This is a genomic window from Alloalcanivorax marinus (assembly GCF_016906305.1).
In the GTDB taxonomy this organism is placed as follows: domain Bacteria; phylum Pseudomonadota; class Gammaproteobacteria; order Pseudomonadales; family Alcanivoracaceae; genus Alloalcanivorax; species Alloalcanivorax marinus.
Map to the genome: position 1 here is coordinate 24,842 of NZ_JADDOL010000023.1, position 13,203 is coordinate 38,044.

Here is a 13,203-nt window from a genome sequence, read left to right on the forward strand (position 1 = left end):
GCTCAGACGTCGGCGAAATCCTCGCCGCCGCGCAGCCAGCGCCGCAGTAGCCGCTCCACCTGATGCGGATGGTGCGCCAGCAGCTCGGCGGCCACCTGCCGCGCCGGCGCCATCAACGCCTCGTCGCGGACCAGATCGGCGATGCGGAACGCCAGATCCCCGGTCTGGCGGGTACCCAGCCATTCGCCGGGCCCGCGCAGCTTCAGATCCTCCTCGGCGATCACGAAGCCGTCGCTGGTGTCGCGCATCACCGCCAGCCGCTTCTTGGCGGTCTGTGACAGCGGCGTCTGGTAGAGCAGCAGGCAGTAGCTCTGCGCGCCGCCCCGGCCCACCCGGCCGCGCAGCTGGTGTAACTGCGCCAGCCCCAGCCGTTCCGCGTTTTCCATCACCATCAGGGTGGCGTTGGGCACGTCCACGCCCACCTCAATCACCGTGGTGGCCACCAGCAGCTGCGCCTCGCCCCGGGAGAAGCGCCCCATCCGTTCCTGCTTTTCCTTTGCCTTCATGCGTCCGTGCACCAGCTCCACGGTCAGTTCCGGCAGCGCCTCGCGCAGGGTCTCGAAGGTGGCCTCGGCGGCCTGGGCCTGCAGCTCGTCGGATTCCTCGATCAGGGTGCACACCCAATAGGCCTGGGTGCCCTCCAGGCAGGCGGCGCGGATGCGCGCCACCACGTCGTCGCGGCGCGAGGTGGGCAGCGCCAGGGTCTGGATCGGCTTGCGCCCCGGTGGCATCTCGTCGATCACCGAGGTGTCCAGATCGCCGTAGACGCTCATCGCCAGGGTGCGCGGAATCGGCGTGGCGGTGAGCGTCAGCTGGTGCGGCACCTGATTGCCGAAGCGGCCCTTCTCCCGTAACGCCAGGCGTTGCTGCACGCCGAAGCGGTGCTGCTCGTCGATGATGATCAGGCCCAGGCGCTGGAACGCCACCGCCTCCTGGAACAGGGCATGGGTGCCCACCACCAGGGCGCCGCCGCCGTCGGCCAGGGCCGCCAGGGTCTCGCGCCGGGCCTTGACGCCGACGCTGCCCGCCAGCCACTGCACCTGGATGCCCAGGGGCGCCAACCATTGGCGGAAATTGTTCAGGTGCTGCTCGGCGAGCAGTTCGGTGGGCGCCATCAGCGCCACCTGATAGCCGGACTCCATGGCGACCAGGGCGGCGGCGGCGGCCACCAGGGTTTTGCCGGAACCCACGTCGCCCTGGATCAGGCGCAGCATGGGGTGGCGGCGGCGCAGGTCGGCGCGGATTTCGCCGATCACCCGCTGTTGGGCGCCGGTGAGCGCGAACGGCAGGCTCTTCAGCAACTGGCCGGTGAGCCGTTCCCCTTGCAGGGTGGGGGCTTCCAGGGCCTTCTGGCCGGCCCGTTTGGCCAGCATGCCGAGCTGGTGGGCCACCATTTCCTCCATCACCAGCCGTTTCACCGCCGGATGGTTGCCGTCCAGCAGCAGATCCACCGGATCGTCGGGCTGCGGGTGGTGGAGCTTGCTGAGCGCTTCCGCCAGACCGGGCAGGCCGCTCCGGTCCAGCAGGCTGGCGGGGATCAGTTCCTCCGGCTCGTGGGTGCGCAGCCATTGCAGGGCCTGGCCGGCCAGATTGCGCAGCAGCTTCTGGCTGACGCCGTCGGTGGTGGGGTAGACCGGGGTCAGGGATTTTTCCAGCGGCGGCAGATCCGGGCCGGTCTGGTATTCCGGGTGGTAGAACTCCAGGCCGGCGGCGCCGGGCCGGGGCTCGCCGTAGACGCGAATCGCCCGGCCCTTCTCCAGGGCGTTCTTCTGGGCGGCGCTGAAATGGTAGAAGCGCAGCACCACCAGACCGGTGCCGTCGCCCACCTTGCACAGCAGCGAGCGGCGCTTGCCGAACACCACGTCCGCGGCCAGTACCTCGCCCTCGATCACCACCCCCTGTTCCGGGCGCAGGCCGCCGATGGGGGTGATGCGGGTGCGGTCCTCGTAGCGGAACGGCAGGTGGAAGAGCACGTCTTCCAGGGTGTGCAGGCCCAGTTTGGCGAGCCGCTCCGCCGCCCGGGGGCCGACCCCCTTGAGGCGGGTGATGTCGATGCGTTCCGGCGCGTCGGGCCGGCTCATACCGTGGCGCTCATCAGGATCGGATCAGGCCGCCAACCCTTCACGGGGCACCGAGTGGCGCAGAACTTCGATGGCCTTCGGCCGCGGGAAGCTGTCGCGCCACACCAGGGCGATGGTGCGCGACGGCACCGGCGGCGCGAACGGGCGCACCGCGAAGGTGGATTTGTCGTAGCCGTGTTGGTGCAGGGCGGAGTCCGGCAGCACCGTGATGCCCAGGCCGGAGGCCACCATGTGCCGCAGGGTCTCCAGGGAGCCGCCCTCGATCTGCACCAGGTTGCGTTGCCGCTCGGAATCGATGGCCGGGCACAGCTCCAGCACCTGATCGCGGAAGCAGTGGCCCTCGCCGAGCAGCAGCAGGGTTTCTTCCAGCAGCTGCTCCGGGCGGATGTGCTTCTGTTTGGTCCAGGGGTGGTCGCCGGGCAGCAGCACCGAGAAGGATTCCTCGTACATTTTGGCGCGCACCAGGCCGCCGCCGGAGAACGGCAGCGCCACGATGATGGCGTCCAGCTCACCCCGGTCGAGCTTGCCGCGCAGCACGTGGGTGTAGTTCTCCTCGATGAACAGCGGCATCTCCGGCGCTTCCGCGCGCACCCGCGGCACCATGGTCGGGAACAGGTAGGGGGCCACGGTGAAGATGGCGCCCACCCGCAGCGGCGAGCCGAGCTGGTCGCGCTGGCTCATGGCCATCTGCTCCAGCAGGTCGGCCTGCTCCAGCACGCGCTGGGCCTGGGCGACGATGGGCTCGGCCTGGGGCGTGACCACCACCTCCCGGGGGCGTCGCTCGAACAGCGGCATGCCGAGCTGCTCTTCCAGTTTCTTGATCGCCGCGCTGAGCGTCGGCTGGCTCACGTTGCAAACCTGGGCGGCGTGCCCGAAATGGCGTTCACGGGCGAGAGCGACCAGATAGCGAAGTTCTGTTAGGGTCATAAGCGTCAGAAGTTTTTTCGATGATGCACCATTCTGCCGGACTGATACCCAATGAGCCATATTCTGATTGCCGGTCTCGGTGACCTGGGCACCGGCCTGGCCGCGCGGCTGGGCGCCGACGGCCACCGCATCAGCGGCATTCGCCGCGGCCACACCGCCCCCGCCGGGGTCGATCTGTACAGCCAGGACCTGCTCGACGGCGCGGCGCGCCTGCCGCCGGACCCGGTGGATCTGGTGGTGGTGATCATGACGCCGTCGCGCTACGACGAGGAAGGCTACCTGCAAGCCTATGTGCGGGCGCCGCTGAACCTGCTCGATGGGCTGGCGGCGCGGCAGCCGCTACCGCCGGTGCTGTTCGTGTCGAGCACCGCGGTGTTCGGCGACCAGGACGGCGACGTGGACGAGGCCACCCCGCCCCGCCCGAGCCGCTACAACGGCAAGGTGGTGCTGGCGGCGGAAGAGGAAATCAGCGCCCGGGGCCTGGCCACGGCGGTGCGCTTCTCCGGGATTTACGGGCCCGGGCGGCATCGTTTGCTGAGCAAGGTGGAAAAGCTGGCGCGCGGTGAGGAGGCGCTGCCGGAGGCCGCCTGGAGCAACCGCATGCACCGGGACGACTGCGTCGGCCTGCTGCACGCCCTGGCGACGCGCTGGCTGGCCGGGGAGACGATGCCGCCGCTGGTGGTGGGCACCGACAACCATCCGGCCAGCAATCTGGAGGTGTACGCCTGGCTGGCGGAACGCATGGGGTTATCGCTGGCGGTGCCGGATGCGGCCCCCACCGGCAAGCGTATCCACAGCCGCTTTATCGCCGAGGGCGGTTACAACCCGCGCTACGGCGATTATCGGGCGGGCTACGAAACGGTGCTGGCGGAGCGCCGGGCGGGGTGACCGGTCCTGGGCCTGGAGGGCGCGCTGCGGTATCTTTACGCCCTTGTGCCCAGCCCTGGAATCGGTACAGTGTGCGCCTTTCAGAACGGGGCGACCGCCCAAGTGGAGAATCAAGCGATGACGATACCGGTAGCCGTGGTAATGGGGTCCCAGTCCGATTGGGAGACCATGAAGGAAGCCTGTGACGCCCTCAGCCAGTTCGGCGTGGGCTGGAAGGCCGAGGTGGTGTCCGCCCACCGCACGCCGAAACGGCTGGTGGAATTCGCCGAGCAGGCGGTGGACGAGGGCTACCAGATCATCGTCGCCGGCGCCGGCGGCGCCGCTCACCTGCCCGGCATGATCGCGTCCCTGACGCCGCTGCCGGTGCTGGGCGTGCCGGTGAAAAGCCGCGCCCTGTCCGGCCTGGACAGCCTGCTGTCCATCGTGCAGATGCCCAAGGGCGTGGCCGTGGGCACCCTGGCCATCGGCGCCTCCGGGGCCTGGAACGCGGGCCTGCTGGCCGCGCAGATGCTGGCCACCCGGGACCCGGACCTGCTCAAGCGCATCGCCGACTGGAAAGCCTCCCGCGCCGACGAGGTGCTGGCGAACGCCCAGCTGGGCCAGGAAAGCTTCGAATGAACCGGGTGCTGGTGCTCGGCGGCGGCCAGCTCGGCCTGATGATGGCGGAAGCGGCGGCCCGGCTCGGTCTGGTGGTGGATCGCTACGACCCGGAACGGGCGGTATTGTTGCCCGGCACCTCCGATCTGGCGGTACCGATCACCTGGGAAGAATGCCTGGAGCGCTACCCGGTGATCACCGTGGAGCGGGAGGCCTTTCCGGACACCGGCCTGTCCGCGCAACTGGCGGCCAGTGACCGCTGCGTGGCGCGCGGCGCCCTGGCCACCATCCCCGACCGCTTCGACCAGAAATCCATGCTCGACCGTCTGGGCATCCCCACCGCGCCCTGGCGCCTGCTGGACCGGGCCGACGACCTGGCGGCGGCGGTGGCGGACTTCGGCGGCGTGGTGGTCAAGGCACGCAGCGGCGGCTACGACGGCCGGGGCACCTGGATCGTCGGCGAAGGTGGCGACCTGGGCGCGGTGCCCGTCGACGAGCTGGCCGGTCGCGCCATCGTCGAGAAGAAGATTCCGTTCCGCCGCGAGCTGTCCATCGTCGGCGCCCGGGCGCTGTCCGGCGAGACCCTGTTCTACCCGCTGACCCGCAACTGGCACGTGGACGGCATCCTGCGCCTGAGCCTGGCGCCGGCCAATGCCAGCGCCGCGCTGCAGCCCCACGCCGAGAACACCCTGCGCCGCATCATGGAAGAACTGGACTTCGCCGGCGTGATGGCGGTGGAGTTCTTCGAGCAGGACGGCGAGCTGCTGGTCAACGAGATCGCCCCGCGGGTGCACAACTCCGGCCACTGGACCCACGAGGGCGCCGACTGGTCGCAGTTCGACCTGCACGTGCACGCCCTGGCGGGCGTGCCTCTGCACTCGCTCAACGTGCACGGCCCCACCGCCATGGTGAACCTGATCGGCACGCCCTTTGATCAGGCCTGGCTGCAGCATCCCGGCGTGATGCACTGGTACGGCAAGTCGGTGCGCCCGGGTCGTAAGGTGGGCCACGCCAATCTGACCGCGCCGACCCTGGACACGCTGCGCGAGGACCTGCGCGCCTGGGCCGATGTGCTGCCGGAGGGGTTCGAGAAGGTGCTGGACTCGGAGCTGGACCTGGATCGCGGCTGAAGCGATCCCGCCCAATAAAAACGCCCCGCTCAGCGGGGCGTTTTCGTTTCCGGTCGATGGAACCCGCCGGTTACGGAGGGGTACAGGACGGCAGACCGGCGCGGTCGCTGCTGAACTGACAACCGAAGTCGTCGTTGGCCACCGTGGCCGGGTCCAGGAAGTCGTCGCCGTCGGGCCGGATCGAATTCTGTTCCCATCTGATCATGTCGTCGAAAGCGGTTTCCTGCTCGTCCAGCGTGAAGTCGCAATGAGACAGGGACCGGATGGCCCGCTGCACCAGCCAATCGCCGTTGCCATTGGCTTCCGCCCGTTCGCGGTAGATTTTGCCGTGCTCGAACGGTACGTACAGATCCCCAAGCCCCTGCAGGCTGACCACCGGCACGCTGAACTCGCCATTGATCACCGGAATCCAGCGCAGGCCGTCGCCGCGCGGGCCGTTGGCCGCCGGGTTCATCTCCACACGCAGGATGGTGTCATTGAAAGCCTGTTCCTCGCTGGTCAGCGCTGGATCGTTATCGAACTGATATTCCACGCCGGCGTTGCCGCTGAGATCGCGGGCGAGGATGCCGTTGACGGTACCGTCGCGGCCACCGGTGCCCATCACGGTGCCCCAGAGGGCGGTTCGGAAACCGAGGTCGGCCAGCGGGCGCTCGCCGCCGGTGAGGTGCCGGAACAACGCCTGGAGTTTTTCGCCCTCTTCAGTCAGCACCCCCAACGACGCGCCCTGGGGCACCGTGGTCCATACCACGTCATTGATGGCGGTCACATCGAAATTGGTGGCGGGAAACGCTTCCAGGGGCGGGGCAGCGGGATCGACGGTGTGGGCGAAGTGCTGTGCGGCCAAAGTGGCGCGGGTCAGATATTCGAACTCATAGGTGTCGCCCACCACGCCACAGATGGGCACGGCGCCGTTGTACTGCACCTTGTGGTTGGCGGTCTGATAGGTCTCTTCCTCGATGGCCGCGGCGGTGACGTGACCGCCCATGGAGTGGCCCATGATGTAGATTCTGTCCGGCGCGGCCAGGCCGCGGCCGTTGTCCTCGGCGATGTCGTTGAACGCCAGCGCCAGCTCGTTGGTGTCCTCCACGCCGGTGCGCACATCGTAGTAGTTGGTGGAGTAGCTGGAGGCGGCCCAGGCATAGCCCTCGTCGAGCAGATGCTGACGGATGCTCGGGTTGCCCACCGCCAGTTCCTGGCCCTCGCCCCGGTAGCCGTGGGCGTACATCACCAGCCGACCGTTCCAGGTCTCCGGCACCTCGATGCGGTAGCCGGCGCCGCTGGGGCGCACGCCCCACCAGCGGCTGGCGTTGGCGTGGCCGGTGACACCGCTCTCATCGAACGGCAGGGTCGCCTCGTCCACCGCGAACGTGCGGCTGTCCTGCTGGCGTTGGGGCTCGGAGGGGCTTTCGGTGTAGTCGTTGTCGCTGTCGCCGCCGCAGGCGGTCAGCAGCCCGGCGGCCAGCAGGCCGGCGAGCAGGGATCGGGTGCGTATTCCGGATGGAAAATCCACGATAAGTCTCCCGTTATTCTTGGCGTTATGGGTTGGTTGTTCTTGCTGTCTTATCTGGTATTCCGCTCTGCGAAATAGCGTTTTCACAAAGCGTGGAGCTAATATCCGGCTCGGTCGGAGAGGGTGTCAAGGGGAGAAATGCGTTTTTGGCGGGGTGTTTCGCTGTGCGAAATAAAAACGCCCCGGGCGGGGCGTTTTTGTGAACCGGTCGGACGTGGGGCCGACTCAGGCGATGTCCATGATGCCGTCCATTTCCACGCCGGCGCCCTTCGGCAGGGCCGCCACGCCGATGGCGGCGCGGGCCGGGTAGGGCTCCTGCAGGTAGCTGGCCATCACCTCGTTGACCAGGGCGAAGTGGCTCAGGTCGGTGAGGAAGATATTCAGTTTGACGATGTCCTTGAGGCCGCCGCCGGCCGCTTCGCAGACCGCGGTGAGATTATCGAAAACCTGACGAATCTGGGCCTCCATGTCGCCGTCCACCAGCGTCATGGTGGCCGGATCCAGGGGGATTTGCCCGGACAGGTAGACGGTGGCGCCGGCCTTGATGGCCTGGGAATAGGTGCCGATGGCGGCGGGCGCCCGGTCGGTGTTGATCACGGAACGATTGGACATGATTGTGCTTTCCTGCTGAATGAATGGCACCGGCCCGGCGGGCTCAGGCGCTGATACGGTGAATCCTCACAACATTATCCAGCGTACGCAAACGTTTGATGATGCGGGCCAGATGAATGCGGTCCTTGACGGTGAGGGTGACGTTGATGACCGAGAGCGTGGGGTCCTTCTCGGCCATGTCGATGGTGTCGATGTTGGAGCCCAGCTCGGAGACGCTGTTCGCCAGGGTGGCCAGCACGCCGCGCTTGTTGACCAGCTCGATGCGCAGGGCGGCGGTGAATTCCTGGCCCACTTCCTTATCCCAATCCAGCGAGATGCATTTTTCCGGGGCGCTGCGCATTTCCGCCAGCAGGTTCTTGCAGGTGTCGCGGTGCACCACGATGCCGCGGCCGGCGCTCAGATGGCCGAGGATGGTGTCGCCGGGCAGCGGATAGCAGCATTTGGCGTAGGTCACCATCAGCCCTTCGCTGCCACGGATGGCCAGCGGGCGGCGGTCCCGGTCGCGGCTTTCCTCTTCATCCTCGCGGGCGCCGGCCAGCTTGCGCGCCACCAGCGGCGCCAACCGGTTGCCCATGCCGATGTCCTCGAGCAGGTCATCGAAGCTGGCGTAGTTGTTGTCCGCCAGTTCCACCGCCAGGGTCGCCTCGGACAGCCGGCTCAGTTCCATCTCATAGCCGCTCAGGGCTTTTTCCAGCAGGCGGCGGCCCAGCTCGGCGGCGTCCTCGCGGCGCTGCTGCTTGAGGAAATGGCGGATGTTGGAGCGTGCCTTGCCGGTGACCACGAAGTTGAGCCAGCCCGGGTTCGGCGTGGCGCTGGGGGCGGTGATGATCTTCACGGTCTGGCCGGACTCCAGCGGCGTGGAGAGCGCCGCCAGCTTGCCGTCGATGCGCGCCGCCACGCAGCGGTTGCCCACCTTGGTGTGCACCGCGTAGGCGAAGTCCACCGGGGTGGCGCCCGCGGGCAGTTCCTTGATGTCGCCCTTGGGCGTGAACACGTAGGCCTCGTCCGGGAACAGGTCCACCTTCACGTTTTCCAGGAACTCCATGGAGTTGCCCGCCTTCTGCTGGATTTCCAGCAGGCGCTGCATCCAGGACTGGGCGCGGGTGTGGGTGGGCGAGCCGGAGTCGTCGCTGGCCTTGTACAGCCAGTGGGCGGCGATGCCGTTGTTGGCCATCGCCTCCATTTCCTCGGTGCGGATCTGGATCTCCAGCGGAATGCCGGAGTGGGCCTTCAGGGTGGTGTGCAGCGACTGGTAGCCGTTGGCCTTGGGAATCGCCACGTAGTCCTTGAAGCGCCCGGGAATCGGAATGAAGTGGTTGTGCACCGCTCCCAGCGCCCGGTAGCAGGTGTCCACCCGGTCGACGATGATGCGGAAGCCGAACACGTCCATGATTTCCGAGAACGGCTTATGCTGTTCCTTCATCTTCTGGTAGATGCTGTAGAGGTGCTTCTCGCGGCCCAGCACCCGCGCCTCGATGCCCTCCTCCCTGAGGCTGTGCTCGATGCTCGCCTTGATCGAGGAGAGAATTTCCTTGCGGTTACCACGGGCCGCCTGCACCGCCTTGCCGATGCGCCGGGCGCGCATCGGGTAAATGTTGTGGAAGGCCAGGTCCTCGTATTCCACCCGCATGTTGTACATGCCCAGCCGGAAGGCGATGGGGGCGTAGATTTCCAGGGTCTCGGTGGCGATGCGGCGGCGTTTCTCCGGCTTCATCACATGCAGGGTGCGCATGTTGTGGAGCCGGTCGGCCAGTTTCACCAGAATCACGCGGATGTCGCGGGTCATGGCCAGCATCATCTTGCGCAGGTTCTCGGCCTGCTGCTCGGCCTTGGACTCGAACTTGATCTGGGCGATCTTGGAGACGCCGTCCACCAGCTCGGCCACCTCCTCGCTGAATTCCTCGGCGATCTGCTCCTTGCTGTAGCCGGTGTCCTCGATCACGTCGTGCAACATGGCCGCCATCAGCGAGGCGTAGTCCATGTGCATGTCCACCAGGATGTTGGCCACCGCCAGCGGATGGGTGATGTAGGGGTCGCCGGTACGCCGGTACTGGCCCTGGTGAGCCTGCTCGGCGAAACGGTAGGCGCGCGTGACCTGGGCGATCTGGTCGTCCGTCAGGTAGCTGCGCAGCCGTTTTTCCAGGTTACGAATGGAGGGCAAGGGGCCTCGCCGTGCCGCCAGGGCGTTGAAGGTTAACGTTGATTCCTAGCTTAGGAGTGGCGTGACAATTTGTCTACGATGAGGCTCGTGAGTGCTTGATAAAGCAGGGATTTCACCGGCGGGGCCACCACGAAAAAGCCCGCCTCGATGGGCGGGCTTGTCCGAACGGCGCCGGCGCCGGCGATTATTCGCCGAACGACTGGGTCAGCAGCGCCAGATCGTCCACCTCGGCGCCCTGGTCGGCCATCGGGTTTTCCACCGATTCGGCGGTCACGTGGCCTTCGGCGATCTCGCGCAGCGCCACCACGGTGGGCTTGTCGTTTTCCCAGGCCACCCGCGGCTCCTTGCCGCCGGTCTGCAGCTGGCGCGCGCGCCGGCTGGATACCAGAACCAGCTCGAAACGGTTGTCCAGTTTTTCCAGGCAGTCTTCTACGGTTACACGGGCCATGGAGGTTCTCCTGTTGCGGGAGCGGGATTTTACTGGGTTTCCGTGCCCGACAACAAGTCGGCCAGCGTGGCGGCCTGGCGGACCGCCTGGCGGGTGGTCCGCAGCCGGTCGGCCTCGACGATGCAGGCCATCTCGTGCAGGGCCCGCTCGAAGTTGTCGTTGACCACCAGATAGTCGAACTCGGCGTAGTGGCTCATCTCTTCCCGGGCGCCGGCCAGGCGCTTCTCGATCACATGGTCGTGGTCGGAGGCACGGCCGCGCAGGCGCTGCGCCAGGGTCTTCAGGCACGGCGGCAGGATAAACAGGCTGACCGCGTTCGGCATCAGATGGCGGATCTGCGAGGCGCCCTGCCAATCGATCTCCAGGATCACGTCCTCGCCGTCGCGCAGGGTGTCCGCCACCCAGTCGGCGCTGGTGCCATAGAGATTGCCGAATACCTCGGCGTGCTCCAGAAAGCGGCCTTCCTCGATCATGCGCACGAAGTGCTCGCGGCCGGTGAAGTGGTAGTTCACCCCTTCCACTTCACCTTCCCGGCGCGTCCGGGTGGTGTGTGACACGGAAATCCGCAGCCGTGGCAGCTTCTCGACCAGCGCGGCCACCAGCGATGTCTTGCCGGCGCCGGAGGGGGCCGACACGATATAAAGGGTGCCTTTGTCGGTCATGGGGGCGTCCTGTATGGCGGAGGGCGCGGCCGGGCCGCGAAAACCGGCATTATAGGCACAAAGGCCCGGTCCGTCATGGCCACCGGCGCCCTGCCTCGCGGGGCTCGTAGAGGGGCGCGCCGGCAGGCTATATTGGCCTGCCCCGCCCGGACCCGAACCGCGCTGATCGCCAGGAGACCCCATGCAGGACAGCCCGACGCCGGACAGCCCGATCACCGCCACCGTGGACTACCACCGCGACGGCGTGCAGCACGGCTTCCTCAAGCTGCCCCACTCCCACGACGACTCGGCCTGGGGCAGCCTGATGATCCCGATCACCGTGGTGCGCAACGGCGAGGGCCCCACCGCCCTGCTCACCGGTGGCAACCACGGCGACGAATACGAGGGCATCACCGCCCTGCTGAAACTGGCCCGGCGCCTGCGCGCCGAGGACATCACCGGCCGGGTGATCATCGTGCCGATGATGAACCACCCCGCCGCCCTCAACGGCACCCGCACCTCGCCCATCGACAAGGGCAACCTGAACCGGGCCTTTCCGGGCAGCCCCACCGGCACCCTCACCCAGCGCATCGCCGACTACTTCACCCGTTACCTGGTGCCGCTGTGCGACCTGGCCCTGGACATTCACTCCGGCGGCCGCACCCTGGACCTGCTGCCCTTCGCCGCCACCCACCGGCTCGACGACGACGAGCTGGCCCGCCGCTGCCTGGACGGCGCCCTGGCGTTCGGCGCCCCCAACACCCTGTTGATGGCGGAGCTGGAAGGCGCCGCCCTCTACGACACCGTGGTGGAGGCACAGGGCAAGGTGTTCATCAGCACCGAGCTGCGCGGCGGCGGCACCTCCACCCCGGAAAGCGTGGCCCTGGCCGAGCAGGGCGTCGAAAACGTGCTGCGCCACGCCGGCATCCTGGCCGGCGCGCCCCAGGCCGGCCCCACCCGCCTGCTGGAAATTCCGGATGCCGCTCACTATTTGCAGAGCGAGCATGCCGGCCTGCTGGAATTCGCCGTCAACCTGGGCGACCCGGTGCGCGCCGGCGACCTGATCGCCCGGGTGCACAGCCTGGAGCGCACCGGCGTCGACCCGGCGGAATACCGGGCCCCGGTGGACGGCCTGCTGATCGGCCGCCGCCACCCGGCGCGCATCAGCCTGGGCGACACCTTCGCGGTGCTGGCGGTACCGCTGGACGCCTCATAAAAACCGACTGGGGAGACGGACCCGTGTCCTTTTCACTCTACGAAGACCTTGGCCACGACATCACCCGCATCGACACCGCCATGCTCCGCGAGGAACTGGCGGCCTGCTACCTGCTGCGCGGCGGCGACGAGTTCGCCATTATCGAGACCGGCACCCACCACACGGTGCCGATCATTCTCGACCTGCTGGCGGAGCGGCGCATCGACCGGCGGCAGGTCAAGTATGTGATCCCCACCCATGTGCACCTGGACCACGCCGGCGGCGTGGGCGGACTGATGGCGGCGCTGCCCGAGGCGACCTTGCTGGTGCACCCGCGCGGGGCGCGGCACATGATCGAGCCGGCGAAGCTGGTGGCGGGCGCCACCGCCGTGTACGGCGAGGCGGCGTTCCGCGAAACCTATGGCGAGATCCTGCCCGTGCCGGCGTCCCGGGTGCGCACCCCCGGGGACGGCGACGAGGTGAAGGTGGGGGATCGCCGGCTGGTGTTCCTGGATACGCCGGGCCACGCCAGGCACCATTTCTGCGTGTACGATCCGGCTTCCGCCGGGGTCTTCACCGGCGATACCTTCGGGCTCTCCTATCCACCGCTGACCACGGAGAAAGGCCCGTTCATTTTGCCCACCACCACGCCGGTACAGTTTGACCCGCCGGCGCTGCAGGCCTCCATCGGCAAACTGATGGCGCTGAATGCGGAACGCATGTATCTCACTCACTACGGCCCGGTGGGCAATCCCGGCACCCTGGGCGAACGCCTGCGCGGCCAGGTGGACGACTACGTGGATCTGGCCGAGCGGGTGGCGGGCGAGGTTGGGGATGACGAGCTGGAGGCGGCCCTGCGCACCGCCCTGCGCGACTACCTGTTCCGCCAGGTGCGCGAGCACGGCGTCCGGATGGACGACGACCGGCTCGACGCGGTGCTGGGCATGGACCTGACGCTCAACAGCCAGGGGCTGGCGGTGTGGTTGCGCTCCCGGCGTGCGGCCTGAGCCGCG

General features: G+C 67.7%; 12 protein-coding genes. 5 read left to right on the forward strand and 7 right to left on the reverse strand.

Features of this window, described 5'->3' with window-relative positions; genetic code table 11:
• Nucleotides 1-2: 2 nt before the first annotated feature.
• Together recG and IM760_RS16050 are read right to left on the reverse strand one after the other, a co-directional pair.
• Entirely contained in the window at nt 3-2,081 is a 2,079-nt protein-coding gene (gene recG / locus IM760_RS16045; protein WP_204431265.1) for an ATP-dependent DNA helicase RecG, read from the reverse strand.
• Between the two features lie 24 nt (nt 2,082-2,105).
• Nucleotides 2,106-3,008 carry a hydrogen peroxide-inducible genes activator gene (locus IM760_RS16050; RefSeq protein ID WP_204431266.1) on the reverse strand — a complete coding sequence of 301 codons (903 nt, stop codon included), beginning with the start codon at nt 3,006-3,008 and terminating at the stop codon, nt 2,106-2,108.
• A 51-nt stretch (nt 3,009-3,059) separates the two neighbouring features.
• On the opposite strand from IM760_RS16050, the gene IM760_RS16055 reads away from it, so the two are divergent.
• The 3 genes from IM760_RS16055 (at nt 3,060) to IM760_RS16065 (ending at nt 5,623) form a co-directional block, all read left to right on the forward strand.
• A complete protein-coding gene (locus IM760_RS16055; protein WP_204431267.1) occupies nt 3,060-3,896 on the forward strand; it encodes an NAD-dependent epimerase/dehydratase family protein in 837 nt (278 codons plus the stop codon).
• Nucleotides 3,897-4,013: 117 nt separating this feature from the next.
• Nucleotides 4,014-4,514, forward strand: a complete 501-nt coding sequence (purE, locus tag IM760_RS16060; RefSeq protein WP_204431268.1) for a 5-(carboxyamino)imidazole ribonucleotide mutase — start codon at nt 4,014-4,016, stop codon at nt 4,512-4,514.
• Nucleotides 4,511-5,623 (forward strand): 5-(carboxyamino)imidazole ribonucleotide synthase, encoded by a 1,113-nt coding sequence (locus IM760_RS16065; protein WP_204431269.1) that lies wholly within the window; start codon nt 4,511-4,513, stop codon nt 5,621-5,623. Before purE ends, IM760_RS16065 begins: the two co-directional genes overlap by 4 nt.
• A gap of 70 nt (nt 5,624-5,693) precedes the next feature.
• Here IM760_RS16065 and IM760_RS16070 read toward each other — a convergent pair whose 3' ends face one another.
• From IM760_RS16070 to gmk, 5 genes are all read right to left on the reverse strand, one after another.
• Nucleotides 5,694-7,133 carry an alpha/beta hydrolase gene (locus IM760_RS16070; protein WP_204431270.1) on the reverse strand — a complete coding sequence of 480 codons (1,440 nt, stop codon included), beginning with the start codon at nt 7,131-7,133 and terminating at the stop codon, nt 5,694-5,696.
• A 225-nt stretch (nt 7,134-7,358) separates the two neighbouring features.
• On the reverse strand, nt 7,359-7,745 hold the full coding sequence (locus IM760_RS16075; RefSeq protein ID WP_204431271.1) for a RidA family protein: 387 nt from the start codon (nt 7,743-7,745) through the stop codon (nt 7,359-7,361).
• Between the two features lie 43 nt (nt 7,746-7,788).
• Complete coding sequence (gene spoT / locus IM760_RS16080) at nt 7,789-9,906, reverse strand: bifunctional GTP diphosphokinase/guanosine-3',5'-bis pyrophosphate 3'-pyrophosphohydrolase (protein ID WP_204431272.1); 2,118 nt, start codon at nt 9,904-9,906, stop codon at nt 7,789-7,791.
• 184 nt (nt 9,907-10,090) lie between these two features.
• Nucleotides 10,091-10,354: a DNA-directed RNA polymerase subunit omega gene (gene rpoZ / locus IM760_RS16085; RefSeq protein WP_204431273.1), complete on the reverse strand. Its 264-nt coding sequence runs from the start codon at nt 10,352-10,354 to the stop codon at nt 10,091-10,093.
• 29 nt (nt 10,355-10,383) lie between these two features.
• Nucleotides 10,384-11,016, reverse strand: coding sequence for a guanylate kinase (gene gmk / locus IM760_RS16090; protein WP_204431274.1), 633 nt, complete (start codon nt 11,014-11,016; stop codon nt 10,384-10,386).
• Between the two features lie 181 nt (nt 11,017-11,197).
• Here gmk and doeB point away from each other — a divergent pair, with 181 nt between their 5' ends.
• Both doeB and IM760_RS16100 read left to right on the forward strand, forming a co-directional pair.
• Nucleotides 11,198-12,211, forward strand: coding sequence for a N(2)-acetyl-L-2,4-diaminobutanoate deacetylase DoeB (gene doeB, locus IM760_RS16095; protein WP_204431275.1), 1,014 nt, complete (start codon nt 11,198-11,200; stop codon nt 12,209-12,211).
• Nucleotides 12,212-12,234: 23 nt separating this feature from the next.
• Nucleotides 12,235-13,197, forward strand: a complete 963-nt coding sequence (locus IM760_RS16100; RefSeq protein WP_338021408.1) for an MBL fold metallo-hydrolase — start codon at nt 12,235-12,237, stop codon at nt 13,195-13,197.
• Nucleotides 13,198-13,203: the final 6 nt, after the last annotated feature.